A 26,613-nucleotide genomic window follows, 5' to 3' on the forward strand; every position below is an offset into this window, starting at 1 on the left:
GGTCCGACGAGGAGTGCTCTTGCCAGACGAGGCCCAGCCACTGACCACCGGCCAGCACCAGGGTGCCCGCGAGACCGCGCCCGGTGCGGGCCGGGACGGTCAGCGGAGTGGCGCCCGCGAGCAGCGCTCCTCCGCGCCGGCGGAGCCCGGATCCGAGCCGCGGGCCGAGCGCGGCCCGCAGACGGCCGCCGAGCCCGCGAACCCGACCCGGGCCGTCTCCGGGGTGTCCGGCCGCTCCGGTTCCTCGAACCGGGTCCGGGCCCGGCTCGCCCGGCTCGGGGTGCAGCGTTCCAGCCCGTTCAACCCGGTGCTGGAGCCGCTGCTGCGCATAGTGCGGAGCAACGACCCGAAGATCGAGTCCTCCACGCTGCGCCAGATCGAGCGGGCCTACCAGGTGGCCGAGCGCTGGCACCGGGGGCAGAAGCGCAAGAGCGGCGATCCGTACATCACCCACCCGCTCGCGGTCACCACCATCCTCGCGGAGCTGGGGATGGACCCGGCGACGCTGATGGCCGGGCTGCTGCACGACACCGTGGAGGACACCGAGTACGGCCTGGACACGCTCCGCCGTGACTTCGGGGAGCAGGTCGCGCTGCTCGTGGACGGCGTCACCAAGCTGGACAAGGTCAAGTTCGGCGAGGCCGCGCAGGCCGAGACGGTGCGCAAGATGGTCGTCGCGATGGCGCGGGACCCGCGGGTGCTGGTCATCAAGCTGGCGGACCGGCTGCACAACATGCGCACGATGCGGTACCTGCGGAGGGAGAAGCAGGAGCAGAAGGCCCGCGAGACGCTGGAGATCTTCGCCCCGCTCGCCCACCGGCTCGGCATGAACACCATCAAGTGGGAGCTGGAGGACCTCGCCTTCGCGATCCTCTACCCCAAGATGTACGACGAGATCGTGCGGCTGGTGGCGGAGCGCGCTCCCAAGCGCGACGAGTACCTGGCCGTCGTCACCGACGAGGTCCAGCGTGACCTGCGGGCCGCCCGGATCAAGGCGACCGTCACCGGCCGTCCCAAGCACTACTACAGCGTGTACCAGAAGATGATCGTGCGCGGCCGGGACTTCGCCGAGATCTACGACCTGGTGGGCATCCGGGTCCTGGTGGACACCGTCCGGGACTGCTACGCGGCGCTGGGCACCGTGCACGCGCGGTGGAACCCGGTGCCGGGGCGGTTCAAGGACTACATCGCGATGCCCAAGTTCAACATGTACCAGTCGCTGCACACGACGGTGATCGGCCCCGGCGGCAAGCCGGTGGAGCTCCAGATCCGCACCTTCGACATGCACCGCCGGGCCGAGTACGGCATCGCCGCGCACTGGAAGTACAAGCAGCAGGCGGTCGCCGGCGCCTCCAAGGTGCGCACCGACGTCCCGCGCACGGCGGGCAAGGGGAGCCGGGAAGCGGTCGACGACATGTCGTGGTTGCGTCAGCTCCTCGACTGGCAGAAGGAGACGGAGGACCCGGGGGAGTTCCTGGAGTCGCTCCGCTTCGACCTGTCCCGGAACGAGGTCTTCGTCTTCACGCCCAAGGGCGACGTGATAGCGCTGCCCGCCGGGGCGACCCCGGTGGACTTCGCCTACGCGGTGCACACCGAGGTCGGGCACCGCACGATCGGCGCCCGGGTCGGCGGACGGCTGGTGCCGCTGGAGTCCACGCTGGACAACGGCGACACCGTCGAGGTCTTCACCTCCAAGGCGCCGGGCGCCGGCCCCTCCCGGGACTGGCTGAGCTTCGTCAAGTCGCCCCGGGCCCGCAACAAGATCCGCGCCTGGTTCACCAGGGAACGCCGTGACGAGGCCATCGAGCAGGGCAAGGACGCCATCGCCCGGGCGATGCGCAAACAGAACCTGCCGATCCAGCGCATCCTCACCGGGGACTCGCTGGTGACCCTGGCCCACGAGATGCGCTATCCGGACATCTCCGCGCTGTACGCCGCGATCGGTGAGGGACACGTCTCCGCGCACAGCGTCGTGCAGAAGCTCGTGCAGTTCCTCGGCGGGGAGGAGGCCGCGGGCGAGGACCTCGCGGAGACCGCGCCCCCCGTGCCCTCCCGGTCGAAGCGGCGCGCCAACGCCGATCCGGGCGTGGTCGTCAAGGGCGTGGACGACGTGTGGGTCAAGCTCGCCCGGTGCTGCACCCCGGTGCCCGGAGACCCGATCATCGGCTTCGTCACCCGGGGCAGCGGCGTCTCGGTGCACCGGGGCGACTGCGTCAACGTCGACTCGCTCTCCCGCGAACCGGAGCGGATCCTGGAGGTCGAGTGGGCGCCCACCCAGTCGTCCGTCTTCCTGGTGGCGATCCAGGTGGAGGCGCTGGACCGGTCACGGCTGCTCTCGGACGTCACCCGGGTCCTGTCCGACCAGCACGTCAACATCCTCTCGGCCGCCGTGCAGACCTCCCGGGACCGGGTGGCCACCTCCCGGTTCACCTTCGAGATGGGCGACCCGAAACACCTCGGCCACGTGCTCAAGGCGGTGCGTGGCGTCGAGGGCGTCTACGACGTGTACCGGGTGACCTCGGCCCGCCGCCAGTAGCCGCCGCCCTCCGCCCCGCGACCGGCCCCGTCGAAGCGGACGGGAGGCCCGCCCCGGCCTGGTGTGTCCAGGAGGGCGGGCCTCGTCGTGGATCGGCGCGGCGGGGCCGCGGGCGGGGTCAGCCGCCGAACTCCTCCAGCCCCTTCATCGCCTGGTCCAGCAGCATCTGCCGGCCGGCCAGTTCCTTCTCCAGCTTGTCCGCCTTGGCGGTGTTACCCGCCTCCCGGGCCTTCTCGATATCGCTCCGGAGCCGGTCCACGGCGTCCTGTAGCTGGCCCGTCAGACCGGCGGCGCGGGCGCGGGCCTCCGGGTTGCTGCGGCGCCACTCGGTCTCCTCGGCCTCCTGGATCGCCCGCTCCACCGCCTGCATCCGCCCCTCCACCTTCGGGCGGGCGTCGCGCGGCACGTGACCCACCGCGTCCCAGCGCTCGTTGAGCGCGCGGAAGGCGGTGCGGGCCGACCTGAGGTCGGTGATCGGCAGCAGCCGCTCGGCCTCGGTCGCCAGCTCCTCCTTCACGGTGAGGTTCTCGCGCTGCTCGCTGTCGCGCTCGGCGAAGACCGCGCTGCGGGCCTGGAAGAAGACGTCCTGCGCGGCCCGGAAGCGGCGCCACAGGTCGTCCTCGTGTTCCCGCTGGGCGCGGCCCGCGGCCTTCCAGTCCTGCATCAGCTCGCGGTACTTGGCGGCCGTCGGCCCCCAGTCCCGGGAGTCGGACAGCGCCTCCGCCTCGGAGACCAGCTTCTCCTTGCGCTGCCTCGCCTCCTCGCGCTGCGCGTCGAGCCGGGCGAAGTGCGCCTTGCGCCGCTTCGAGAAGGCGGAACGGGCGTGGGAGAAGCGGTGCCACAGCTCGTCGTCGGACTTGCGGTCGAGGCGCGGCAGCCCCTTCCAGGTGTCGACGAGGGCGCGCAGCCGCTCCCCGGCCGCCCGCCACTGCTCGCTCTGGGCCAGCTCCTCGGCCTCGGCGACCAGTTCCTCCTTGGCCCGCCGGGACTCCTCCGCCGCTTCCGCCTTCCGCGCCTTCCGCTCCTGGCGGCGCTCCTCGACGCTGGCCAGCAGCGTGTCGAGACGGCGCCGCAGGGCGTCGAGATCGCCCACGGCGTGGTGCGCGTCCACCTGCTCCCGCAGGTGCTCGATCGCCGTCGTGGCGTCCTTGGCCGACAGGTCGGTGGTCCGCACCCGCCTCTCCAGGAGCCCGATCTCGACGACCAGCCCCTCGTACTTGCGCTTGAAGTAGGCGAGGGCCTCCTCCGGCGAGCCCGCCTGCCACGAGCCGACGACCTGCTCGCCGTCCGCAGTCCGCACGTACACAGTCCCCGCCTCGTCGACGCGGCCCCACGGGTCGCTGCTCACGCCGCCTCCTCCACATGACGCCTACGAGGGGGCAGGTGCCCCCGGCATCGTCCACAGTTGTCGTCCGGCCGACAGCAGCCGGGGGTTTCCGTCCGCCCGGCGGAACCGGCCGCTCGCACGGACGGCGGGACCGGTGGGGAACACTCTGGCTGTCGGCGCAGGCACCCTACACAACGCCAACATAAGCGAACCCGGGCTGCGCTGTCCGCACTCCGCGCGGTCGGAATTCGGGGGCTGGCGGGGTCAGGAGGTGCCGACCTCCGCCTTCTTGATCACGACCGTCGCGTTGGGCGCCTCGGTCGGGCCCTGCGGGCCCATCGCGGTGCCCGCTCCGGCGATCTTCTCCAGCGTGTCCATCCCCTTGGTGATCTTGCCGAACGGCGTGTAGTAGGGCGGGAGTTGGCTGTCCTTGAAGACCAGGAAGAACTGGCTGCCCCCGGAGTTCTTGCCCTTCTTGCTCTGCGGGTCGTACTGGTTGGCCATCGCGACGGTGCCCGCCGGGTAGGTGTTGCCCTTGATCTTCTTCGACTTGAGGTTCTCGTCCGGGATGGTGTACCCGGGGCCACCCGCTCCGGTTCCCTGCGGATCGCCGCACTGGAGGACGTGGATGGAGCTGTCCACCAGACGGTGACAGCGGGTGCGGTCGAAGTACCCCTTCCCGGCCAGGAAGTTGAAGGAGTTCACGGTGTGCGGCGCCTTCGCGGCGTCCAGGTCGATCTCGATGTCACCGCACGTGGTGTCCAGCGACATGGCGTAGTCAGCGGAGCGGTCGATCGACATCGCGGGCTCCTTCTTCCACTGCCCGCCCTTCGGCTTGCCCTCGCCGGGCTTGTCACAGGGGTCCGGGGCCTTGCTGGGCTCCTGCTCGGCGGCGGCGTTCTCCGCCGCGTCGTCCTCCTCGTCACCGTTGAGGCCGCCGGAGTAGGCGTAGGCGCCACCCGCCGCGAGGACGAGCGCCACCCCGCAGGCGATACCGCTGTTGCGGAGACGGGCCCGGCGCCTGGCCGCCGCCCGGCGCTCCTGCTGCCGGAGGTACTTCTCCTTGGCGAGCTGTTTCCTCCGCTGCTCACTGCTGACCACGGTTCGACTCCTTCGGGCCGTGCGTGTGTCGGGGACGGTTCGGGCGGCCGGTGGCCGGAGCTGATCCGCTCCGGCCGTCTCCGGTGCGCCCGGCCCGTACCGTATACGGGTTCGCGGTGCCGTGACCCCCGCCGTTAGGCTGTGACCTGCCTGATCCACAGGCCCGCGGATCCGCCGGATCCACGGGCAGGGCCATCCACCGCTGAGACGACGACAGAAGGACGATCGTGCTCGTTGCCGGGTTCCCCGCCGGGGCCTGGGGGACCAACTGTTACCTGGTCGCCCCGGCCGCAGGCGAAGAGTGCGTGATCATCGACCCGGGCCACCAGGCCACCCAGGGCGTCGAGGAGACCCTGGCCAAGCACCGGCTGAAGCCGGTCGCGGTGATCCTCACCCACGGCCACATCGACCACGTCGCGTCCGTCGTCCCCGTCTGCGGGGCGCACGGCGTACCGGCCTGGATCCACCCGGACGACCGGTTCATGATGAGCGACCCCGAGAAGGCCCTCGGCCGGACGATCGGGCAGCAGTTGATGGGCGAGCTGACCGTCGGCGAACCGGACGACGTGGCCGAACTCACCGACGGCGCGCGCCTCGAACTGGCCGGGATGGAGTTCGGCGTGGCACACGCCCCGGGCCATACCAAGGGGTCGGTGACCTTCCGGACGCCCGAACAGGCCGACGTACCCCCGGTCCTGTTCTCGGGCGACCTGCTGTTCGCCGGCTCCGTCGGACGCACCGACCTGCCCGGCGGCGACCACGCCGAGATCCTGCGGTCGCTGGCCCGCGTGTGCCTGCCACTGGAGGACGAGACCGTGGTGCTGGCCGGGCACGGCCCCCAGACCACCATCGGCCGCGAGCGCTCCACCAACCCGTTCCTGCGGGAGGTGGCCGCCGGCGGCCCGGGCGGCGGAACCGGCGCCGCCCCGCGACGAGGATTGTGACGAGACGTCTCCGTGAGCACCTTCCAGGCCCCCAAGGGCACCTACGACCTGATCCCGCCGCGCTCCGCGGCCTTCCTCGCCGTACGCGAGGGGCTCTCCGCCCCGCTGCGCCGCGCGGGATACGGCTACATCGAGACCCCCGGATTCGAGAGCGTGGAGCTCTTCGCGCGCGGCGTCGGCGAGTCGACCGACATCGTGACCAAGGAGATGTACACGCTCACCACCAAGGGCGGCGACGAACTCGCCCTGCGCCCCGAGGGCACCGCCTCGGTCCTGCGCGCGGCGCTGGAGGCCAACCTGCACAAGGGCGGCAACCTGCCCGTGAAGCTCTGGTACTCCGGCTCTTACTACCGCTACGAGCGGCAGCAGAAGGGCAGGTACCGGCACTTCTCACAGGTCGGAGCGGAGGCCATCGGCTCCGAGGACCCGGCGCTGGACGCCGAGTTGATCATTCTGGCGGCCGACGCCTACCGCGCGCTGGGCCTGCGGGACTTCCGGCTGCTGCTCAACTCGCTCGGTGACCGCGCCTGCCGCCCCGGCTACCGGGCCACCCTCCAGGAGTTCCTCCGCGGGCTCGACCTCGACGAGGACACCCGCGCCCGGGTCGAGATCAACCCCCTTCGGGTCCTCGACGACAAACGCGAGAGCGTGCGGCGGCAGCTGACCGGAGCCCCGCTGATGCGCGACCACCTGTGCGCGGAGTGCGCCGCGTACCACCGGCGGGTGCGGTCGCTGCTGGACGCCGCCGGGGTGGTCTACGAGGACGACCCCCGACTCGTCCGGGGACTCGACTACTACACGCGTACCACTTTCGAGTTCGTCCACGACGGGCTCGGCTCGCAGTCCGCCATCGGCGGCGGCGGCCGGTACGACGGGCTCTCCGAGATGCTCGGCGGCCCCGCGCTGCCCTCGGTCGGCTGGGCGCTGGGCGTGGACCGCACGGTGCTCGCGCTGGAGGCCGAGGGCGTCGGTACCGAGGTGCCCGACGGGACCGGCGTGTTCGCGGTGCCGGTCGGCGAGGAGGCCCGCGAGGTGCTGTTCGGCGTGGTCACAGCGCTGCGGAGGGAGGGCGTCGCGGCGGACCTCGCCTACGGCGGCAAGGGCCTGAAGAACGCCATGAAGTCCGCCAACCGCTCCGGCGCCCGCTACGCCCTGATCCTCGGCGAGCGGGATCTCGCCGACGGCGTCGCCCAGTTGAAGGATCTCGGGACGGGCGAGCAGACCCCGGTCCCGCTCGACGGAGCGGTGACCGAAGTGCGCGCGAAGCTGGGTTGACGGCCGGGCCGGTGGTGCACAATGAGGCGGCACCGGCAACGACCGAGCGATAGGGACGGCAAGGCGTGATGACGACGACGGCACCCCGGGACGGAACGCGCGAGGCGGCTGACGGCGGCCCGGGCGGTGCCGTCGGCACGAGCCTGGCCTTCGCGTGGATGCTGATCGTCACCGGCGCCGCCGGGGCGCTCGCCGCCTGGGTCATCACCCTGGACAAGCTCAAACTGGCGGAGAACCCCGAGTTCTCCTCGGCGTGCAGCCTCAACCCGATCGTCTCCTGCAACAACATCATGGAGAGCGACCAGGCCACCGCCTTCGGCTTCCCCAACCCGCTGATGGGCCTGGTCGCCTACCCGATCGTCGTGGCCGTCGGGGTGACCCTGCTCACGCGAGTCCGGCTGCCCCGCTGGTACTGGCTGACCTTCAACGCGGGTGCCCTGTTCGGCGTCGGCTTCTGCACCTGGCTGATGTACCAGTCGCTGTACGAGATCGGCTCGCTCTGCCTCTGGTGCTGCCTCGCCTGGGCGGCCACCATCGTCATGTTCTGGTACCTCACGGCACACAACGTGCGCCACGGCTTCCTGCCCGCGCCCACCGTCGCCCGGGACTTCCTCGGCGAGTTCCCGTGGGTGCTGCCGGTCCTGCACATCGGCCTGATCGGGATCCTGATCCTGACGCGCTGGTGGGACTTCTGGACCAGCTGAGCGCGGCCCGCTCCGGGCCGCCCGTCAGTGAGGTGGCTTAGGGTTTCGGCGTGGAGCCCGACCTGTTTACCGCCGCCGCCGAGGACCGTCAGGAGAAGGACCCGGCCGCGAGCCCACTCGCCGTCCGGATGCGCCCGCGCAGCCTGGACGAGGTAGTCGGCCAGCAGCACCTGCTGCGCCCCGGCTCCCCGCTGCGCCGCCTGGTGGGGGAGGGGGCCGGCGGTCCGGCGGGCCCCTCGTCGGTGCTGCTCTGGGGTCCGCCCGGCACCGGCAAGACCACCCTCGCGTACGTCGTCAGTCAGGCCACCGACAAGCGGTTCGTCGAACTGTCCGCGATCACCGCCGGGGTCAAGGAGGTGCGCGCGGTCATCGACAGCGCCCGCCGCTCCACCGGCGCGTACGGCAAGGACACCGTCCTCTTCCTCGACGAGATCCACCGCTTCAGCAAGGCCCAGCAGGACTCGCTGCTCCCGGCGGTGGAGAACCGGTGGGTCACGCTGATCGCGGCCACCACCGAGAATCCGTACTTCTCCGTGATCTCCCCGCTGCTCTCCCGATCCCTGCTGCTCACGCTGGAGTCGCTGACCGACGAGGACGTTCGCGGTCTCGTCCGGCGCGCGGTGCGGGAGGAGCGCGGGCTGGGCGGCCAGGTCACGCTGCCCACGGAGTCCGAGGCGCATCTGCTGCGGGTGGCCGGGGGCGACGGCCGCCGGGCGCTCACCGCGCTGGAGGCGGGCGCCGGGTCGGCGCTGGCCAAGGGGGAGGGGGAGATCTCGCTGGCCACCCTGGAGGAGGCCGTCGACCGCGCCGCCGTCGCTTACGACCGGGACGGCGACCAGCACTACGACATCGCCAGCGCGCTGATCAAGTCCATCCGCGGTTCGGACGTCGACGCGGCGTTGCACTACCTGGCGCGGATGGTGGACGCGGGGGAGGACCCGCGGTTCATCGCCCGGCGGCTGATGATCTCCGCCAGCGAGGACGTCGGCATGGCCGACCCCACCGCGCTCCAGACCACGGTCGCCGCCGCGCAGGCGGTGGCGATGATCGGCTTCCCGGAGGCCCGGATCACGCTGGCGCAGGCCGTGGTGGCGCTGGCGCTCGCCCCCAAGTCGAACGCCGCGTACAAGGCGGTCGACGCCGCCCTCGCCGACGTCCGGGCGGGCCTGGCCGGGCCGGTCCCCGCGCACCTGCGCGACAGCCACTACCAGGGCGCGCGGAAGCTCGGGCACGGCGCCGGCTACCAGTACCCGCACGATCTGCCCGGCGGTATCGCCGCCCAGCAGTACGCGCCGGACGGCGTGCACGGCAAGCGGTACTACGAGCCGACGCGGTACGGCGCCGAGGCGCGGTACGCGGACGTGGCCGAACGGGTCCGCGCGCGGCTCGCGGGGGAGCCCGCCGGGGAGCGGCCGGTCCGGCCGGAGTCCCGGGAGGGCTGAGGTCCGGAAGGCCGGGCTCCGGGCCCGGGAGCCCGAGCGTTGAGGGCTCCGCGGTCTCCGAGCGCTCCGAGGGTTCCGAGTGCCCTGGGGTTCGACGGTCGTGGCGGTCGCCGGGTGGGGGCGCCGTCAGTCCCCGGCGGCCTCGAAGAGGGCCCGCATCTCCCGCCGCAGCTCGGGGAGGTGGTCGATGGGCCGCCGGAAGTCGAACCGCGCGTCGGCGCACCGGCCGTGCTGGTGGGCGCGCAGCCGCAGCCCGTACCGGTCGAGGGCGAGCGGTACCACGTCCCCGCGCGCGGCCGTGGCCCGGTCCGCCCGGGTGGTGCGGTTCGCCAGCAGGGCGCCGAGCCGCCGGAGTTGCGGGGCGTGGGCGGTGGCGAGGTGCTGGAGCAGTTCGGTCTCGTGCGGGGCCAGCGGGTCGGGGAGGGCGGCGGCGAAGTCGTCCGGCTCGACGGGCTCGGCGCCCCACAGGTCGTCCACCCGTGCCTCGCCCACCTCAAGCCGGGCGAGTGTCCAGCCGGGTCCGGAGGCGGGCGCCTCGGGGTGGGCGGCGGCGAGCAGCCGGGCGCAGCGGGTGTGCTCGGCGCCGCGCGGCGGGGTGAGCCAGCCCGCGACCCAGGCCCGTCCCCGGATCCGCTGCGGTACGGCGACGGGCGCCACGTCGGTGAGTTCCATCACCACGGGCGTCTCCTCGGCGCGGGTGTGCGCGAGGGCTCGGGCCGCCCGGCAGGCGGAGGGGAGCAGCAGGACGATGTCGCCCTCGGGGGTCACGGTCCGCGCGGCGGGGGCGCCGAGGCCGTGCTCCCGCCGTGGGCGGCCCTCCCGGCGCCTCCGGCGCTCCGGTTCCGTCCCGGACGTCCCGGGGTTTCCGGGGCCCGGGAGCTTCGGGGGCTCCGCCGGATCGGCGCCGGGAATGGTCAGCATCGCGGATACGCTGGACTGAACGAGGGTTCGTACCCGTTCGGCGCCGGTCGGGCGCCGGGCGGCTTCCATGGGACGCGGCTGGTCCTCCGTCGTACACGTACCGGGCAGGGGATTCCCAGGTCGAAACATGCGTCCTCCTCAGTTAAGGTAAGGCTCACCTAACTTACATGGAGGTCCGTTCAACGTGAACCAGTCGCGTCCCAAGGTCAAGAAGTCGCGCGCGCTCGGCATCGCGCTGACTCCGAAGGCCGTCAAGTACTTCGAGCAGCGCCCGTACCCGCCGGGACAGCACGGCCGGGGCCGCAAGCAGAGCAGCGACTACAAAGTGCGGCTGCTGGAGAAGCAGCGGCTGCGCGCCCAGTACGACATCAGCGAGCGCCAGATGGCCCGCGCCTACGAGCGGGCCCGGAAGACCGGCGAGAAGACCGGCGAGGCGCTGGTGGTCGAACTGGAGCGGCGGCTGGACGCCCTGGTGCTCCGCTCCGGGCTCGCGCGCACCATCTACCAGGCGCGTCAGATGGTCGTGCACGGCCACATCGCGGTCAACGGCCGCAAGGTCGACAAGCCCTCCTACCGACTCCGTCCGGAGGACGTCGTCGCCGTCCGCGAGCGCAGCCGGTCCAAGCACCCCTTCCAGGTGGCCCGCGAGGGCGGTTACGCGCTGGACGGCGAGGTACCGCGCTACCTGGAGGTCAACCTGGAGGCGCTGGCGTTCCGCCTCGACCGGGAGCCGAACCGCAAGGAGATCCCCGTCGTCTGCGACGAGCAGCTGGTCGTCGAGTACTACGCGCGCTGAGCCGCGGGGGCCGCTCCCCACGGCCACCGGCCCGCCCCGCGCCGCACGGCACACCGCCGTGCCGGACGCCGGGCGGGCCGAGGTGTCTCCGGGCACGGCCGACGCCGCGTGGGCCGTCGCCGCTGGCGGCGCGAGATCTCGGTGGGGTGCGGCGGGTCCGGCGCGATAAGGTCGGTGCCTGCCCCGCACCGGCTCGTCGGCCGGGCGGCGGCCAGCTCGACCCGTACATCCCGTACGACCCCTGAGAACCCGAATGACTTCCATGACGACCGAGGGAAGCGGTGCCGCGTGTCCGGTGGAGAGGTAGCCGGCCTCCTGGTGGCCGTGTTCTGGGCGATTCTCGTGTCGTTCCTCGCCGTGGTGCTGGTGAGGCTCGCGCAGGCGCTCAAGGCGGCGACCAAGCTGGTGTCCGGAGTGACGGAGCAGGCCGTTCCGCTGCTCGGTGAGGCGTCCGCCACCGTCCGGTCCGCGCAGACCCAGCTGAACCGCGTCGACGCCATCGCGACGGACGTCCAGGAGGTCACCTCCAACGCGTCCGCGCTGTCCTCCACCGTCTCGACCACTTTCGGGGGCCCGCTCGTCAAGGTCGCCGCCTTCGGTTACGGCGTGCGCCGCGCGCTCAGCCGCCGGTCGGAGAAGGAGCCGGGCCGGGCCCCGAGCCGAGTGGTCCCCGGCCGCACCCTCCCCCGCGCCCGCCGCGGGGGGAGCCGTCGAAAGGGCTGATCAGCACCGATGTTCCGCCGTGCGTTCTGGTTCACCACCGGCGCAGCCACCGGAGTCTGGGCCGTGACCAAGGTCCAGCGCAGGCTGCGCGAACTCGCCCCCGACGCCCTCGCGGTGCGCGCCGCGGACAAGGCCGTCGACACCGGTCACCGGCTGCGGGACTTCGCGCTGGACGTCCGGGCCGGAATGGCCCAGCGCGAGGGGGAGTTGCAGGACGCGCTGGGGCTGCGCGAACCGGCCGAGCCGGAGCCGCCGCGGCTGGCGCCGCCGTCCCGGCGGCCCACGCCGATCGCGCCCAACCACCGCACCCACGACCCGAAAGAGGACCACTGATGAAGTCGGCTGAAATCCGCCGCCGCTGGCTGCGCTTCTTCGAGGAGCGGGGGCACACGCCCGTGCCGTCGGCATCGCTGATCGCGGACGATCCGACGCTGCTGCTGGTCCCCGCGGGCATGGTCCCCTTCAAGCCGTACTTCCTCGGGGAGGCCACCCCGCCGTACGCGCGGGCGGCCAGCGTGCAGAAGTGCGTGCGCACGCCGGACATCGAGGAGGTCGGCAAGACCACCCGGCACGGCACCTTCTTCCAGATGTGCGGCAACTTCTCCTTCGGCGACTACTTCAAGGAGGGGGCCATCAAGCTCGCCTGGGAGCTGATGACCACCCCCCAGGAGGACGGCGGCTACGGCCTCGACCCCGAGCGCGTCTGGGTCACCGTCTACGAACAGGACCCGGAGGCCGAGCGCATCTGGCGGGACGTCGTCGGCTTCCCCGCCGAGCGGCTCCAGCGGCTCGGCATGGAGGAGAACTACTGGTCGATGGGGGTTCCGGGCCCCTGCGGACCCTGCTCCGAGATCAACTACGACCGCGGCCCCGAGTTCGGCCCCGAGGGCGGCCCCGCCGTCAACGACGAGCGGTACGTCGAGCTGTGGAACCTCGTCTTCATGGAGTACGCGCGCGGCGAGGGCACCAGCAAGACCGACTTCGAGATCCTCGGCGAACTGCCCAGCCAGAACATCGACACCGGCCTCGGCCTGGAGCGGCTGGCGATGGTCCTCCAGGGCGTGCCGAACATGTACGAGATCGACACCACCCGGGCGCTGATCGACAAGGCCGGTGAGCTGAGCGGCGTCGCGTACGGCGCCGCCGAGGGCAGCGACGTCTCCCTCCGGGTGGTGGCCGACCACATCCGCACCGCCGTGATGCTCATCGGGGACGGCGTCACCCCCGGCAACGAGGGCCGCGGCTACGTGCTGCGCCGCATCATGCGCCGGGCCATCCGCAACATGCGCATCCTCGGCTCCACCGGGCCCACCGTCGGAGCCCTCACCGACACGGTGATCCGCGTGATGTCCCCGCAGTACCCGGAGTTGGAGACGGACCGCGGCCGGATCGAGGCGGTGGCCCTGGCCGAGGAGGCGGCCTTCCTCAAGACGCTCCGCGCCGGTACCAACATCCTGGACACCGCCGTCTCGGAGACCAAGTCGGGGGGCTCCACCGTGCTCGCCGGGGACAAGGCGTTCCTGCTCCACGACACCTGGGGCTTCCCCATCGACCTCACCCTGGAGATGGCCGCCGAGCAGGGTCTCTCGGTGGACGAGCCGGGCTTCCGGCGGCTGATGAAGGAGCAGCGGGAGCGGGCCAAGGCCGACGCCCGGTCGAAGAAGACCGGGCACGCCGACCTCAGCGCCTACCGGGAGATCGCGGACCGCGGTGGCGCCACCACCTTCACCGGGTACGCGGGCACCGAGAACGAGACCAGCGTCGTCGGGCTGCTCGTCGACGGCGTCGCCTCGCCCGCCGCCCGTGAGGGCGACGAGGTCGAGGTCGTCCTCGACCGCACCCCCTTCTACGCCGAGGGCGGCGGGCAGCTGGCCGACACCGGGCGGATCAAGCTGGACTCCGGCGCCGTGGTCGAGGTCCGGGACGTGCAGCAGCCGGTGCCCGGCGTCAGCGTGCACAAGGGCGTCGTGCAGGTCGGGGAGGTCACCGTCGGCGCCGCCGGGTACGCCCGGATCGACGTCGCGCGGCGCCGCTCCATCGCCCGGGCGCACAGCGCGACCCACCTCACCCACCAGGCGCTGCGGGACGCGCTCGGCCCCACGGCCGCGCAGGCGGGTTCGGAGAACGCGCCCGGCAGGTTCCGGTTCGACTTCGGCTCGCCCACGGCCGTGCCGGGCACCGTGCTCACCGACGTGGAACAGCGCATCAACGAGGTGCTGGGCCGCGAACTCGACGTGAGCGCCGAGTACATGGGCATCGACGAGGCCAAGAAGCAGGGCGCGCTGGCCGAGTTCGGCGAGAAGTACGGGGACACCGTCCGGGTGGTCACCATCGGCGACTTCTCCAAGGAGCTGTGTGGCGGCACCCACGTGCGCAACACCGCGCAGCTCGGCCTGGTGAAGCTGCTCGGGGAGTCGTCCATCGGCTCGGGCGTGCGCCGTGTCGAGGCGCTGGTCGGGATGGACGCGTACGAGTTCCTGGCCCGCGAGCACACCGTCGTCTCCCAGCTCACCGAGCTGCTGAAGGGGCGCCCCGAGGAACTGCCGGAGCGGGTCTCGGGGATGCTCGGCAAGCTCAAGGAGGCGGAGAAGGAGATCGAGCGCTTCCGGTCGGAGAAGGTGCTCCAGGCCGCGGCCGGGATCGCCGCCGGGGCGCGGGACGTGCGCGGGGTGTCGCTGGCCGTCGCCCGGGTGCCGGACGGCACCGCCGCCGACGACCTGCGCACCCTGGTGCTCGACGTCCGGCAGCGGCTCGGTGGCCAGGCCGCCGTGGTCGCGCTGTTCGCGGTGGTCAACGGCCGCCCGCTGACCGTGATCGCCACCAACGACGCGGCGCGTGAACAGGGCCTGCGCGCCGGGGACCTGGTGCGCGCGGCGGCCAAGACGCTGGGTGGCGGGGGCGGTGGCAAGCCCGACATCGCGCAGGGCGGCGGTCAGAACCCGGAGGCCGTGGACGACGCGATCGCCGCCGTGGAGCGGCTGGTCGCGGAGAGCGGCGCGGCCTGATGCGGCGGGGTCGGCGCCTCGCCCTCGACGTGGGCGACGTCCGGATCGGCGTGGCCAGCAGCGATCCGGACGGGCTGCTGGCCACCCCCGTCGAGACCGTGCCGGGACGGGACGCCGCCGCGGCGCTGCGGCGGCTCACCGATCTCGTCGCGGAGTACGAGCCGTTGGAGGTCGTCGTGGGGCTCCCGCGTTCCCTGAACGGGGGCGAGGGGCCCGCGGCGGCCAAGGTCCGTGCCGTCGCGGAGCGGGTGGCGAGGAAGATCACACCGACTCCGGTGCGGCTGGTCGACGAGCGGATGACGACGGTCACCGCCGCCCGGTCGATGCGGGAGTCCGGCGTCAGCGCCAAGAAGGGCCGTTCGCGGGTCGATCAGGCCGCCGCCGTCGTGATTCTCCAGAACGCGCTGGAGACCGAGCGCACCTCGGGAGCGGCCCCGGGGGAATGCGTCGAAGTGGTTGTCTGATCGCGATGCGGTAACGTGCCGCGCGCAACGGCAGCCGGAAGCGGACGATTTCCGTCCACCGCACAGCGACTGTGCACGCGCCCGCGGGGCGCACCTCCGGCCGCCGCCCGCGCGGCACTAGGGGATCGATGACTGAGTACGGCCGGGGACCCGGCTCCCAACCGTGGCACCCTGACGACCCGCTCTACGGGGACCGGCAGTGGAACGGCGAGCCGTCCGGATACCAGCAGGGCTGGGCCACCTCGGACCCCTACGCGGACCAGGGCGGGCAGCACGGGGGCTACCCGGACCAGCAGTACTACCCGCAGCACCCCCACCCCCACCACGCCCAGCAGCCCCCTCACCAGCAGCAGCCGTACGGCGGCTGGGACGGGGCCACCGGACAGGTGGCCCACGACCCCTACGCGGCCGGGAACGTCGCCGATCCGTACGCCGCCGGCGCGCGGCAGGCCGGCTACCAGGACTACCGGGAGCAGGAGTTCACCGGTTACCCCGGGCAGCAGCAGGGCTACCCCGGCCAGGACCAGCGGTACGCGGCCGGGCAGGGCCACCCGGGGCCCGGCCCGCAGGGCTACGCCGAGAGACCCGCGCCGGACCACGGCTGGCAGGACCCCACGGGCCCCGACCCGGAGACCGGCTGGGACCCCGGACCGGACCGGGGCGAGCACGCCTTCTTCGCCGAGCGGGACGATGCCGGGACCGAAGGGGACGAGGACGACGGCGGGGACGGGGAGAACCCCGGCCGCCGCTCCGGGCGGAAGCGCGGCGGCAAACGCCGTGGTGGCTGCGCCTGCCTGGCCGTCGCGGTCGTCCTCACCGGCGGACTGGGCACCGCCGGCTACTACGGGTACCAGTTCTACACCGAGCGTTTCGGGCCAGCCCCCGACTACGAGGGCAAGGGCTCGGGCGAGGTGCAGGTGGAGATCCCGCAGGGCGCCTCCCAGTCCGACATGGGCGGCGCGCTGGAGCGCGCCGGGGTGATCAAGAGCGGCCGTGCCTTCGTCGACGCGGCGGCCGGGAACGACAAGGCGCTCAGCATCCACGCGGGCACCTACTCCCTGCGCAAGGGCATGTCGGCCAGCGCCGCCATCGACCTGATGCTGGACCCGTCCAGCCAGAACAGCCTGATCGTCGCGGAGGGCCTGCGAGCGAGCAAGATCTACTCGCTGGTCGACAAGAAGCTCGACGTCCCGAAGGGGTCGACGAAGAAGGCGGCGAGGACGGCGGACCTGGGCCTTCCGGCCTGGGCCAAGGGCAAGCCGGAGGGGCTGCTCTTCCCGTCGAAGTACAGCGTGGGGGAGAAGAGCACCCCGCGCGACGTACTGCGGCAGATGGTCAAGCGCGCCAAGTCGGAGCACGCCAGAACCGACCTCACCGCGAAGGCCAAGGCGGCCGGGAAGACGCCCGGGGAGGTCATCGCCATCGCCTCCCTGATCCAGGCGGAGGCGCAGGAGGACGACGAGTTCGGCAAGGTCTCCCGCGTCATCTACAACAGGCTCAAGCAGGACATGACGCTCGGCTTCGACTCGACGATCAACTACGCGCTCGGCCGCTCCTCACTGGACACCTCCGTCGAGGACACCCGGCTGGACTCGCCGTACAACACCTACCTGCACCGCGGGCTCCCGCCCGGGCCGATCGCGAACCCCGGGCACCAGGCGATAGAGGCGGCGCTGAAACCCACCAAGGGGGACTGGCTCTACTTCGTGACGGTCAAGCCGGGCGACACCCGCTTCAGCGAGACCCACGCCGAACACGAGCGCCACGTGCGGGACTTCAACGAGGAACAGCGCAAGAAGAAGGAGCAGGGCGGCTGATGTCAGGCCCACGGCGCGCCGCGGTTCTCGGCTCTCCCATCACACACTCCCTCTCACCGGTTCTCCATCGCGCCGCGTACGAGGAACTGGGGCTGCGGGAGTGGACGTACGACCGCTTCGACGTGACCGAGGCGGACCTGGAGCACTTCCTCGGCGGGCTCGGAACCGGCTGGGCCGGGCTCTCGATCACCATGCCGCTGAAGCGGGCGATCATCCCGCTGCTCGACTCGGTCAGCCCTGCCGCGGCCTCGGTCGACACCGTCAACACCGTGCTGCCCGCTGGCCCCGGCCGGTGGCGCGGTGACAACACGGACATCCCCGGTCTGGTGGCCGCCCTGCGGGAGCGCGGCGTCACCCGGGTTCCGGGCGCCTCCGTCCTCGGCGCGGGCGCCACCGCCTCCTCGGCGCTCGCCGCGCTGGCGCGCATGCGGGTCCCCGAGGTCACGGTGTACGTGCGCGGCCCGGAGCGGGCCGCGCAGATGCGGGGCTGGGGTGAGCGGCTGGGCGTCCCGGTGCGCACCGCCCCCTGGGAGGAGGCGGCGGACGGGCTCCGCGCGCCGTTGGTCATCTCCACCACCCCCGCGGGCGCCACCGACGCCCTGGCCCACCATGTCCCCGCCGCGGGGCGGCCGTTGGGCACCCTCTTCGACGTGGTCTACGACCCCTGGCCGACCCCGCTGGGCTCGGCCTGGGCGGCCCGGGACGGCGCGCTGCTCGGCGGGCTCGACCTGCTCGTGCACCAGGCCGTCCTCCAGGTCGAGGCGATGACCGGCCGGTCCCCGGCCCCGCTGGCCGCGATGCGCAAGGCGGGGGAGGCCGCGCTGGCCCCCCGGACGGCCCCCGTCTCCCGTCCGGTCGGCGGACGGGAGCCCGAGCCGCGGAGCGGGCATGACAGGATCGGGACGGATCCGCGCACGGGCGTGCGCGGCGCTGGGCGGGACGGCCGCGGGGAGCGCGGCCAGGACCCCCGGAACGGCGAGAACCGCGAGCACGAGGAGCACCGTTGAGCAGGTTGCGCTGGCTGACGGCGGGGGAGTCGCACGGCCCCGCACTGGTGGCGACGCTGGAGGGGCTGCCCGCCGGGGTGCCGGTCACCACCGAGGGGGTGGCCGACGAACTGGCGCGGCGGCGGCTCGGCTACGGCCGCGGTGCCCGGATGAAGTTCGAGCGGGACGAGGTCACCTTCCTCGGTGGCGTGCGGCACGGCCTGACGCTGGGCTCCCCGGTGGCCGTCATGGTGGGCAACACCGAGTGGCCCAAGTGGGAGCGGGTGATGGCGGCGGACCCGGTCGACCCGGCCGAACTGGCCACGCTCGCCCGGAACGCCCCGCTGACCCGCCCCCGGCCCGGGCACGCGGACCTCGCCGGGATGCAGAAGTACGGCTTCGACGAGGCCCGGCCGGTGCTGGAGCGGGCGTCAGCGCGGGAGACCGCCGCGCGGGTCGCGCTGGGCGCGGTGGCCCGCGCGTTCCTGCGGGAGACCGCCGGGATCGAACTGGTCTCGCACGTCGTGGAGTTGGCCGGGGCCCGGGCACCGCGGGGCGTGGTTCCGCTCCCCTCCGACGTGGAGCGGCTGGACGCCGACCCGGTGCGCTGCCTGGACCGGGAGGCGAGCGCGGCGATGGTCGCCGAGATCGACCAAGCCCACAAGGACGGTGACACCCTGGGCGGCGTCGTCGAGGTGGTGGCGCACGGCGTCCCCGTCGGCCTCGGCTCACACGTGCACTGGGACCGGCGGCTGGACGCGCGGCTGGCCGCCGCCCTCATGGGCATCCAGGCCATCAAGGGCGTCGAGCTGGGCGACGGCTTCGAGCTGGCCCGGGTCCCCGGCTCCCAGGCGCACGACGAGATCGTGCCCGGGGAGGACGGCATCACCCGCGTCACCGGCCGCTCCGGCGGGACCGAGGGTGGCCTGTCCACCGGCGGGACGCTGCGGGTCCGCGCGGCGATGAAGCCCATCGCGACCGTGCCCCGCGCCCTGGCCACCGTCGACGTGACGACCGGTGAACCCGCCCAGGCGCACCACCAGCGCTCGGACGTGTGCGCGGTACCGGCCGCCGGGATCGTGGCCGAGGCCATGGTGGCGCTGGTCCTCGCGGACGCGGTGGCGGAGAAGTTCGGTGGCGACAGCGTCACCGAGACCCGGCGGAACGTCCGGGGCTACCTCGACCACCTGGAGATCCGGTGACCGGACCGGCCGTCATCCTCGTCGGGCCCATGGGCTCGGGCAAGACGACCGTCGCGGGGGAGCTGGCCACCCGGCTCGGACTGCCCGTGCGCGACACCGACGCGGACGTCGTGGAGCGCGCCGGGAAGCCCGTCTCCGAGATCTTCCTCGACGAGGGCGAGCCCCACTTCCGTGAGCTGGAGCGGGAGGCGGTCCGCGCCGCGCTGGCCGAGCACACCGGCGTGCTCGCGCTGGGTGGTGGCGCCGTCCTCGCGGCCGAGACCCGCCGTCTGCTGGCCGGACACCCGGTCGTCTTCCTGGAGATGGGCGTGGCCGAGGCCGTGCGGCGGGTCGGGCTGGACGCCCCCCGCCCCCTGCTCATGATCAACCCGCGGCAGCAGTGGCGCGCGCTGATGGAGGAGCGCCGCCCGCTGTACGCCGAAGTCGCCCGGCACATCGTGAACACCGAGGACCGCACCCCCGGCGAGGTGGCCGAGGAGATCCTGGAAGCCCTGGAGCTGAAGCACACATGAGCAACAACACCCCGGACACCCCGCAGCCGACGGCCCCCGCCACCGCCGTCACCCGGATCCCCGTGGCGGGCACCGCGGGCACCGAGCCGTACGAGGTGCTCGTCGGCCGCCGCCTCCTCGGCGAGCTGGCTGGCCTGGTCGGCCCGGAGGCCCAGCGCGTCGCCGTGCTCCACCCGGAGGCGCTGGCCGATACCGGTGAGGTGCTGCGGGAGGACCTCGCGGCCCAGGGGTACGAGGCCATCACCGTCCAGCTGCCGAACGGTGAGGAGGCCAAGACCGCCGAGGTCGCGGCGTACTGCTGGAAGGCGCTCGGGCAGACCGGATTCACCCGCACCGACGTCCTGGTCGGGGTGGGCGGCGGCGCGGTCACCGACGTCGCGGGCTTCGTGGCCGCCAGCTGGCTGCGGGGCGTCCGCTGGATCGCCGTGCCCACCACCGTCCTGGGCATGGTGGACGCGGCGGTCGGCGGCAAGACCGGCATCAACACCGCCGAGGGCAAGAACCTGGTCGGCGCCTTCCACCCGCCCGCCGGGGTGCTCTGCGACCTCGCCGCGCTGGACTCCCTCGGCACCCACGACTACGTCAGCGGCCTCGCCGAGGTGATCAAGGCGGGCTTCATCGCCGACCCGGCGATCCTCGACCTCATCGAGGGTGACCCGGAGGGCGCGCGCACCCCGGCCGGTCCGCACACCGCCGAGCTGATCGAACGCTCCATCCGCGTCAAGGCCGACGTGGTCTCCGGCGATCTGAAGGAGGCCGGGCCGCGGGAGGTCCTCAACTACGGTCACACCCTGGCGCACGCCATCGAGAAGAACGAGCGGTACAACTGGCGGCACGGCGCCGCCGTCTCCGTCGGCATGGTGTTCGCCGCCGAACTCGGCCGGATCGCCGGGCGGCTGGACGAGGCCACCGCCGCCCGCCACCGCCGGGTACTGGAGGCCGTCGGCCTGCCCGTGACCTACCGGGGCGACCAGTGGCCGCGGCTGCTGGAAACCATGAAGGTGGACAAGAAGTCCCGCGGTGACCTGCTGCGCTTCGTCGTGCTGGAGGGCATCGGACGGCCCGCGCTGCTGGAGGGGCCGGACCCGGCGATGCTCCTCGCCGCGCACGCGGAGATCGCCGCGTGACCCCCCGGATCCTGGTGCTGAACGGCCCCAACCTGGGCCGTCTCGGCTCCCGGGAGCCCGAGGTCTACGGCAGTACCTCGTACGCCGGGCTGGTCGAGCGGTGCGCCACGGTCGCAGGGGAACTGGGCTACCAGGCGGAGGTGCGGGAGACCAACGACGAGGGCGAGCTGATCCGCTGGCTGCACGAGGCCGCCGACGGCGCGCTCCCGGTGGTCCTCAACCCCGGTGCCTTCACCCACTACTCCTACGGACTGCGGGACGCCGCCGCCCAGCGCACCGCCCCGCTGATCGAGGTGCACCTCTCCAACCCGTACGCGCGCGAGGAGTTCCGGCACACCTCGGTGGTGGCCGCCGTCGCCAGCGGCACCATCGCGGGCTTCGGCATCGGCGGTTACGAGCTCGCGCTGCGGGCCGTCGCCGAACGCCTCGCCACCTCCTGACCGCCCGCCACCCCGCCCCGCCCCCGACCTGCCCCGCGGCCGCCGGGGGCGGTGGCGGAAGGGCGGGAGGCGCGTACCCGGCCCCGTCCCGGCGAGGTACCGTTCTGCGGGTACGGACCACCGAGCTGGACGGTACGCGGAAACACAACGGCGCGTGACGCGCCCTCACACACCGACGGAGTGGGGACCGGGATGCAGCATTACCAGCATTACGGGGCGCAACAGCCCATCCCCCCCTTCGGCCCGCACCACAGTCCGCCACCCCAGCCCCCGCACGCCGGGTCCGGCCCGCTCCACCAGCCGCCCGCGCAGCAGCGCCCCGCCCCCTCGGAGACCACCACCCCCCTGGGCACGGCCCCGGCCGGAACGGAGAGCACCGGCCACATCCGGCTGCCGACCGGAGCGCCCGTGCAGGTGCCCGCGCCGGACGCCGCGCCCGCCCAACTCGACGCCACCCGCGCCGCGGTGGCGGTCCTGCTGATCGGCCCGGCGGGTGCCGGGAAGACCACCGTCGCCCGGCACTGGGCCGACCGCCGCGCGGTCCCCACCGCCAGCCTCAGCCTGGACGACGTGCGGGAGTGGGTCAGGTCGGGCTTCGCCGACCCCCGTGGCGGCTGGAACGAGCACTCCGAGGCCCAGTACCGGCTGGCCCGCCGCACCTGCGGCTTCGCCGCGCGGAACTTCCTCGCCAACGGCATCTCCTGCATCGTCGACGACGCGGTCTTCCCGGACCGTCCGGCGGTCGGGCTCGGGGGCTGGAAGCGGCACGTCGGCCCCGGCCTGATCCCGGTGGTGCTGCTGCCCGGGCTGGACGTCGTGCTGGAGCGGAACGCGGAACGCTCCGGCAACCGGCGGCTGAGCGACGAGGAGGTCGCGCACATCCACGGCCGGATGGCCGGCTGGTACGGCTCCGGGCTGCCGATCATCGACAACTCCCGGCAGGACGTGGCCCGTACCGCCCGCATGCTGGACGACGTGGTCGCCCGCAGCCTGGCCAGCCCACCGGCCTGGTGATCCACTCGGCCCGAGGGTGACGCCCCGCGGGCCCCGCCGAACCCCCGGGGCCCGAACCCCCACCGCCAGCCCACCGCTGACCCCAGCCGCCGCGTCGCGCCGTGCCCCCGGCGGCCCGGACCCCGGCGGCCACGGACCGTACCGGAGCGTGGCGATGGGTGGCCGGCCCCCGGAGGGCGGTTCCCGGTGTGTACCGGACGGCTTCCGGCGGCATCCCCCGAACGGCTCAGCCCACCCGGCCGTGCCGGGTGCCGCTCCGTACCCTCGCCATATGTCCGAGGTGCACGTGGCCCGCCGCACTCGGTTGCGAGAGCGCTGCGCGGCGAACGCGTCCGACGGCGGCCCGGCCGACGCCGTACTGCTCTCCCGCCCGGCCAACGTCCGCTATCTGAGCGGCAGTACCGCGTGCGGCGCGGCCCTGCTGCTGGGGCCGGACGGCCGGGACACCCTCTTCGTCCCACCGCCGCTCAACGGGCCCGCGCCGCAGGACGGACCGCCGGGCGACGAGACGCTCCGCTCGGTGTGGCTGCCCGGGCCGGACGGGGACGCCGCCGTGGCCGGCGCGGACCTGGCGGGCCGCGACGGGGCCCGGCTGCTCGCGGTCGAGGAACACCATCTGACGGTGGCCCGGTACCGGGCGGCCGCCTCCGTCGGCCCCTCGCTGACCGGTCTCGGGCTCGCGGTGGAACAGCAGCGGGTGGTGAAGGACGAGGAGGAGATCGGCGCGCTGCGGATCGCCGCCGAGATCACCGACCAGGCGCTCGGCGAGCTGCTGGAGTCGATCCTCGTCGGACGGACCGAACGGCACCTCGCGCTGGAGCTGGAGCGGCGGCTGATCGACCACGGCGCCGAGGGGCCCGCCTTCCCGACCTCGGTCGCCACCGGCCGCAACTCGGGCGTCGCCGGACACCGGCCGACCGACCGCAGGGTGGAGGAGGGCGACTTCCTGTCGGTCTGTCTCGGCGCCAGCTACCAGGGGTACCGCTGCCAGGTCGGCCGCACCTTCGTCATCGGCACCGCGCCGGACGACTGGCAGATCGAGCTGTACGACCTGGTCTTCGCCGCTCAGCGGGCCGGACGGGAGGCGCTGAGCCCGGGCGCCGAGTGCCGCGCGGTGGACCGCGCCGCCCGGCAGGTGCTGGAGAGCGCGGGGTACCAGGAGTCGGCCGACGTGGAGACGGGGCACGGGGTCGGGCTGGAAATCCGTGAGGACCCTCGGCTGTCACCTGCGGCCATGGGTAAACTTGACGCTCGTGTGCCGGTCACCGTCGAACCGGGAGTGCAACTCGCGGGACGGGGCGGAGTCCGGATCGATGACACGCTCGTCGTCCGCTCCCTCGCGGACGGCGGACCCGAGCTACTCACCATCACGACCAAGGAGCTCCTCGCCCTCTAGCCGCTGCCGGTCTTCGGGGAGGGGCCCTGGTCTCCGCAGCAGCAGTTTCAGGAGATTCCGCGACCGTGGCATCCACGAACGACCTCAAGAACGGCATGGTGCTCAAGCTCGACGGCGGCCAGCTCTGGTCCGTAGTCGAGTTCCAGCACGTCAAGCCCGGTAAGGGCCCCGCCTTTGTGCGCACCAAGCTGAAGAACGTCCTCTCCGGCAAGACCGTCGACAAGACGTTCAACGCGGGTACCAAGGTCGAAACGGCCACGGTGGACCGACGCGACATGCAGTTCTCGTACATGGACGGGGAATACTTCGTCTTCATGGACATGGAGACCTACGACCAGCTCCACGTCGACCGGAAGACCGTGGGTGACCCCGCGAACTACCTGGTCGAGGGCTTCGACGCCACGGTGGCGATGTACGAGGGCGAGGTGCTCTCCGTCGAGCTGCCCGCGGCCGTCGAGCTGACGATCCAGCACACCGAGCCGGGAGTGCAGGGCGACCGCTCCACCGGCGGCTCCAAGCCCGCCACCCTGGAGACGAACTACGAGATCCAGGTACCGCTCTTCATCACCACCGGTGAGAAGATCAAGGTCGACACCCGCTCCGGCGAGTACCTCGGCCGGGTGAACGGCTAACCGTGGCGGCACGCAGCAAGGCACGGAAACGGGCCTTCCAGATCATCTTCGAGGCGGATCAGCGGGGCACGACCCCCGCCGTCGTCCTGGAGGAGTGGATCCAGCACGCGCTGACGGACCCGAGACAGCCCCCCGTCGGCGAGTTCACCGTCCAGTTGATCGAGGGGTACGCCGAGCGTGCCACCCGGATCGACGAGCTGATCGGTACCTACTCGGTCGGCTGGACCCTCGACCGGATGCCCGCCGTCGACCGCTGCATCCTGCGGCTGGGCGCCTACGAGCTGGTCTGGGGCGAGGACACCCCGGAGGCGGTCGTGATCGACGAGGCGATCCAGCTGGCCCGGGAGTTCTCCACGGACGAGTCCCCGGCCTTCATCAACGGACTGCTCGGCCGTTTCCAGAGCCTCAAGCCGAGCCTGCGCCGCTGACCGTCCGTGGTGGCGTGGCCCGTCGGCCGCCGCCGTCGGCCGCCGCACGCGGCCCGACGGAAGCGGTGGGTGACCCCGGGGGATCCGGGTGGCGTACGCGCCGCCGGGTCCCGCCGGGGGGGAGGGGAGGAGGAGGCCGCCGCCCCCGCCGCGACTCGTGTTCGCAGCGTTCCCCGGCGTTCCCCGGCGTTTCCTCGCGTTCCCGGTGTTCCGGGACCCGCCACCGGCCGGTTCCGTGGGCGGCCCGGGCACACGAAAAGCCGCCGCTGACGGGAGGGATGGGGCGCTCCCCATGTCCTCCCGTCCCGCGACGGCGGCGCGTTCCCGGTGCCCGGCGGTGGTGCCGACGGGCTGGCCAGGCGGGTCGGTCCCGCTCAGGCGTCCTCGTGGGACACCGCGCGACGGGCGTCCGCGTCCAGCACGCCCCAGCTGATCAGCTGCTCGGTGAGGACCGAGGGGGACTGGTCGTAGATCACGGCGAGGGTGCGCAGGTCATCCTGGCGGATGGAGAGGACCTTGCCGTTGTAGTCGCCGCGCTGCGACTGGATGGTGGCCGCGTACCGCTGGAGCGGTCCGGCCTTCTCGGCGGGCATGTGGGCCAGTCGCTCCAGGTCGAGAACGAGCTTCGGCGGCGGCTCCGCCGCCCCGCCCGGGGTGGTGCCCGGCAGCAGTTCCTGCACGGGAACGCCGTAGAAGTCCGCCAGTTCGGCGAGGCGCTGCACGGTCACGGCGCGGTCGCCGCGCTCGTACGAACCGACGACGACGGCCTTCCACCGGCCCTGCGACTTCTCCTCGACGCCGTGGAGTGAGAGGCCCTGCTGGGTACGGATGGCGCGGAGCTTGGCTCCGAGCTGTTTGGCGTATTCGCTGGACATGTGGCTCCCCGGACGAAGGCTTCGTAACTCACTGTGAGGTTACGCAGCGTAATGTGCGCCGTCAAGCTGAACGGCCCGGAGTGCGGCCAGCGGGGGGACGAGTGGGGCCGCTCGGGGGTGCTGATACGGTTGTCGGCTGACAGACCCGCCGTCTTCCGGCAGACCGGTCGATCCTCCCGGATCGCCCGCACGCCGCGAACCGTGCCGGACACCCCCGGCGCCGGACGGCACACACCACACATGACGTACCAGACGTCCTTTAAGACCCGTCCCGTGAGGCGGGGAAGGAGGTCCACACCGTGACGCACCCCGAGGGTGGCACGCCGCGCGGCGACGACGCCGCGCGCCCCGGCCCGGCCCGGCCCGTGCTGGAGGCACCGGACATCGCGCGGGTCCTCACCCGCATCGCCCACGAGATCGTCGAGCGCGCCAAGGGCGCCGAGGACGTGGTGCTGCTCGGCATCCCGACCCGCGGCGTCTCCCTCGCGGCCCGGCTGGCCGCGAAGCTGGCCCAGATCACCGGACGCGAGATCCCCTGGGGCTCGCTCGACATCACCATGTACCGCGACGACCTGCGGCTCCGCCCCGCCCGGGCGCTGGCGCGCACCGAGATCCCCGCCCAGGGCGTGGACGGGCGGCTCGTCATCCTCGTCGACGACGTGCTGTTCTCCGGCCGCACCATCCGGGCGGCGCTGGACGCGCTCGGCGACATCGGGCGGCCCCGGGCCGTGCAGCTCGCCGTGCTGGTTGACCGTGGCCACCGCGAACTGCCCATCCGGGCCGACTACGTCGGCAAGAACCTGCCGACCTCGCTGCGGGAGACCGTCAGGGTCCAGCTCACCGAGGAGGACGGCCGGGACGGCGTGCTACTCGGATCCCGGGCGGACGCCCCCGCTGACGACGCGGCCGATCCCGCGTCGCGGTAGCGCGTCTCCGCCCCCGTCCC

Annotated in this window: 24 protein-coding genes and 1 pseudogene; 21 read left to right on the forward strand and 4 right to left on the reverse strand. The window is 73.0% G+C overall.

Annotated features, from left to right (window positions below):
• Window positions 1-19: 19 nt before the first annotated feature.
• The gene (locus E0L36_RS07775) at window positions 20-2,536 is read left to right on the forward strand and encodes a bifunctional (p)ppGpp synthetase/guanosine-3',5'-bis(diphosphate) 3'-pyrophosphohydrolase (protein ID WP_219636125.1); all 2,517 of its coding nucleotides are present in this window, start codon (window positions 20-22) and stop codon (window positions 2,534-2,536) included.
• A 118-nt stretch (window positions 2,537-2,654) separates the two neighbouring features.
• Here E0L36_RS07775 and E0L36_RS07780 read toward each other — a convergent pair whose 3' ends face one another.
• Entirely contained in the window at window positions 2,655-3,884 is a 1,230-nt protein-coding gene (locus E0L36_RS07780) for a DUF349 domain-containing protein (protein WP_180928067.1), read from the reverse strand.
• A gap of 243 nt (window positions 3,885-4,127) precedes the next feature.
• A complete protein-coding gene (locus E0L36_RS07785) occupies window positions 4,128-4,964 on the reverse strand; it encodes a peptidylprolyl isomerase (protein WP_180928068.1) in 837 nt (278 codons plus the stop codon).
• 227 nt (window positions 4,965-5,191) lie between these two features.
• On the opposite strand from E0L36_RS07785, the gene E0L36_RS07790 reads away from it, so the two are divergent.
• From E0L36_RS07790 to E0L36_RS07805, 4 genes are all read left to right on the forward strand, one after another.
• Window positions 5,192-5,908: an MBL fold metallo-hydrolase gene (locus E0L36_RS07790; RefSeq protein ID WP_180928069.1), complete on the forward strand. Its 717-nt coding sequence runs from the start codon at window positions 5,192-5,194 to the stop codon at window positions 5,906-5,908.
• Window positions 5,909-5,920: 12 nt separating this feature from the next.
• Entirely contained in the window at window positions 5,921-7,183 is a 1,263-nt protein-coding gene (hisS, locus tag E0L36_RS07795) for a histidine--tRNA ligase (protein WP_180928071.1), read from the forward strand.
• Window positions 7,184-7,251: 68 nt separating this feature from the next.
• Window positions 7,252-7,887 carry a vitamin K epoxide reductase family protein gene (locus E0L36_RS07800; RefSeq protein ID WP_180928072.1) on the forward strand — a complete coding sequence of 212 codons (636 nt, stop codon included), beginning with the start codon at window positions 7,252-7,254 and terminating at the stop codon, window positions 7,885-7,887.
• Between the two features lie 50 nt (window positions 7,888-7,937).
• Window positions 7,938-9,329 carry a replication-associated recombination protein A gene (locus E0L36_RS07805; protein WP_180928073.1) on the forward strand — a complete coding sequence of 464 codons (1,392 nt, stop codon included), beginning with the start codon at window positions 7,938-7,940 and terminating at the stop codon, window positions 9,327-9,329.
• Between the two features lie 126 nt (window positions 9,330-9,455).
• Here the strand turns inward: E0L36_RS07805 and E0L36_RS07810 are convergent, their stop codons facing one another.
• Window positions 9,456-10,250 carry a DUF2470 domain-containing protein gene (locus E0L36_RS07810; RefSeq protein WP_258015934.1) on the reverse strand — a complete coding sequence of 265 codons (795 nt, stop codon included), beginning with the start codon at window positions 10,248-10,250 and terminating at the stop codon, window positions 9,456-9,458.
• Window positions 10,251-10,434: 184 nt separating this feature from the next.
• Between E0L36_RS07810 and rpsD the strand changes: the two genes are divergently transcribed.
• The 15 genes and pseudogenes from rpsD (at window position 10,435) to nusB (ending at window position 24,792) form a co-directional block, all read left to right on the forward strand.
• On the forward strand, window positions 10,435-11,046 hold the full coding sequence (rpsD, locus tag E0L36_RS07815; RefSeq protein WP_180928076.1) for a 30S ribosomal protein S4: 612 nt from the start codon (window positions 10,435-10,437) through the stop codon (window positions 11,044-11,046).
• Between the two features lie 288 nt (window positions 11,047-11,334).
• Window positions 11,335-11,769: a DUF948 domain-containing protein gene (locus E0L36_RS07820; RefSeq protein ID WP_180928078.1), complete on the forward strand. Its 435-nt coding sequence runs from the start codon at window positions 11,335-11,337 to the stop codon at window positions 11,767-11,769.
• A gap of 9 nt (window positions 11,770-11,778) precedes the next feature.
• Window positions 11,779-12,102, forward strand: coding sequence for a DUF6167 family protein (locus tag E0L36_RS07825; protein ID WP_219636126.1), 324 nt, complete (start codon window positions 11,779-11,781; stop codon window positions 12,100-12,102).
• Complete coding sequence (gene alaS / locus E0L36_RS07830) at window positions 12,102-14,774, forward strand: alanine--tRNA ligase (protein WP_180928080.1); 2,673 nt, start codon at window positions 12,102-12,104, stop codon at window positions 14,772-14,774. Before E0L36_RS07825 ends, alaS begins: the two co-directional genes overlap by 1 nt.
• The gene (ruvX, locus tag E0L36_RS07835; protein ID WP_180928081.1) at window positions 14,774-15,238 is read left to right on the forward strand and encodes a Holliday junction resolvase RuvX; all 465 of its coding nucleotides are present in this window, start codon (window positions 14,774-14,776) and stop codon (window positions 15,236-15,238) included. Before alaS ends, ruvX begins: the two co-directional genes overlap by 1 nt.
• A 128-nt stretch (window positions 15,239-15,366) precedes the next feature.
• Window positions 15,367-17,055, forward strand: a complete 1,689-nt coding sequence (mltG, locus tag E0L36_RS07840; protein ID WP_180928082.1) for an endolytic transglycosylase MltG — start codon at window positions 15,367-15,369, stop codon at window positions 17,053-17,055.
• Window positions 17,055-17,888 (forward strand): annotated as a pseudogene (locus E0L36_RS07845) (shikimate dehydrogenase); the annotation flags it as partial. The gene mltG and the pseudogene E0L36_RS07845, both read left to right, overlap by 1 nt.
• A gap of 170 nt (window positions 17,889-18,058) precedes the next feature.
• Window positions 18,059-19,243, forward strand: coding sequence for a chorismate synthase (gene aroC, locus E0L36_RS07850; RefSeq protein WP_180928084.1), 1,185 nt, complete (start codon window positions 18,059-18,061; stop codon window positions 19,241-19,243).
• On the forward strand, window positions 19,240-19,755 hold the full coding sequence (locus tag E0L36_RS07855; protein WP_180928085.1) for a shikimate kinase: 516 nt from the start codon (window positions 19,240-19,242) through the stop codon (window positions 19,753-19,755). Before aroC ends, E0L36_RS07855 begins: the two co-directional genes overlap by 4 nt.
• Window positions 19,752-20,882, forward strand: coding sequence for a 3-dehydroquinate synthase (aroB, locus tag E0L36_RS07860; RefSeq protein ID WP_180928086.1), 1,131 nt, complete (start codon window positions 19,752-19,754; stop codon window positions 20,880-20,882). The genes E0L36_RS07855 and aroB overlap by 4 nt, the downstream gene beginning before the upstream one ends.
• Window positions 20,879-21,322, forward strand: coding sequence for a type II 3-dehydroquinate dehydratase (aroQ, locus tag E0L36_RS07865; protein WP_180928087.1), 444 nt, complete (start codon window positions 20,879-20,881; stop codon window positions 21,320-21,322). Before aroB ends, aroQ begins: the two co-directional genes overlap by 4 nt.
• 192 nt (window positions 21,323-21,514) lie before the next feature.
• A complete protein-coding gene (locus E0L36_RS07870; RefSeq protein WP_180928088.1) occupies window positions 21,515-22,336 on the forward strand; it encodes an AAA family ATPase in 822 nt (273 codons plus the stop codon).
• Window positions 22,337-22,607: 271 nt separating this feature from the next.
• On the forward strand, window positions 22,608-23,732 hold the full coding sequence (locus tag E0L36_RS07875; RefSeq protein WP_180928089.1) for an aminopeptidase P family protein: 1,125 nt from the start codon (window positions 22,608-22,610) through the stop codon (window positions 23,730-23,732).
• 65 nt (window positions 23,733-23,797) lie between these two features.
• On the forward strand, window positions 23,798-24,364 hold the full coding sequence (gene efp, locus E0L36_RS07880; RefSeq protein WP_180928090.1) for an elongation factor P: 567 nt from the start codon (window positions 23,798-23,800) through the stop codon (window positions 24,362-24,364).
• Window positions 24,365-24,366: 2 nt separating this feature from the next.
• Window positions 24,367-24,792, forward strand: a complete 426-nt coding sequence (gene nusB, locus E0L36_RS07885) for a transcription antitermination factor NusB (protein ID WP_180928091.1) — start codon at window positions 24,367-24,369, stop codon at window positions 24,790-24,792.
• Window positions 24,793-25,166: 374 nt separating this feature from the next.
• Here nusB and bldD read toward each other — a convergent pair whose 3' ends face one another.
• A complete protein-coding gene (gene bldD / locus E0L36_RS07890) occupies window positions 25,167-25,667 on the reverse strand; it encodes a transcriptional regulator BldD (RefSeq protein ID WP_180928092.1) in 501 nt (166 codons plus the stop codon).
• A 299-nt stretch (window positions 25,668-25,966) separates the two neighbouring features.
• On the opposite strand from bldD, the gene pyrR reads away from it, so the two are divergent.
• The gene (gene pyrR / locus E0L36_RS07895) at window positions 25,967-26,593 is read left to right on the forward strand and encodes a bifunctional pyr operon transcriptional regulator/uracil phosphoribosyltransferase PyrR (RefSeq protein ID WP_180928093.1); all 627 of its coding nucleotides are present in this window, start codon (window positions 25,967-25,969) and stop codon (window positions 26,591-26,593) included.
• The last annotated feature ends 20 nt before the right edge of the window (window positions 26,594-26,613 follow it).

The sequence above is a fragment of the Streptomyces sp. AJS327 genome (assembly GCF_013450295.1).
GTDB lineage: Bacteria > Actinomycetota > Actinomycetes > Streptomycetales > Streptomycetaceae > Streptomyces.

What these genes read in the sequence shown, in the direction of transcription:
- E0L36_RS07800 (WP_180928072.1), top strand. Translation starts at nt 7,252, where the DNA reads ATGACGACGACGGCACCCCGGGACGGAACGCGCGAGGCGGCTGACGGC.
- E0L36_RS07810 (WP_258015934.1), bottom strand. Translation starts at nt 10,250, where the DNA reads ATGCTGACCATTCCCGGCGCCGATCCGGCGGAGCCCCCGAAGCTCCCG.
- E0L36_RS07825 (WP_219636126.1), top strand. Translation starts at nt 11,779, where the DNA reads ATGTTCCGCCGTGCGTTCTGGTTCACCACCGGCGCAGCCACCGGAGTC.
- alaS (WP_180928080.1), top strand. Translation starts at nt 12,102, where the DNA reads ATGAAGTCGGCTGAAATCCGCCGCCGCTGGCTGCGCTTCTTCGAGGAG.
- ruvX (WP_180928081.1), top strand. Translation starts at nt 14,774, where the DNA reads ATGCGGCGGGGTCGGCGCCTCGCCCTCGACGTGGGCGACGTCCGGATC.
- mltG (WP_180928082.1), top strand. Translation starts at nt 15,367, where the DNA reads ATGACTGAGTACGGCCGGGGACCCGGCTCCCAACCGTGGCACCCTGAC.
- aroB (WP_180928086.1), top strand. Translation starts at nt 19,752, where the DNA reads ATGAGCAACAACACCCCGGACACCCCGCAGCCGACGGCCCCCGCCACC.
- E0L36_RS07870 (WP_180928088.1), top strand. Translation starts at nt 21,515, where the DNA reads ATGCAGCATTACCAGCATTACGGGGCGCAACAGCCCATCCCCCCCTTC.
- E0L36_RS07875 (WP_180928089.1), top strand. Translation starts at nt 22,608, where the DNA reads ATGTCCGAGGTGCACGTGGCCCGCCGCACTCGGTTGCGAGAGCGCTGC.
- bldD (WP_180928092.1), bottom strand. Translation starts at nt 25,667, where the DNA reads ATGTCCAGCGAATACGCCAAACAGCTCGGAGCCAAGCTCCGCGCCATC.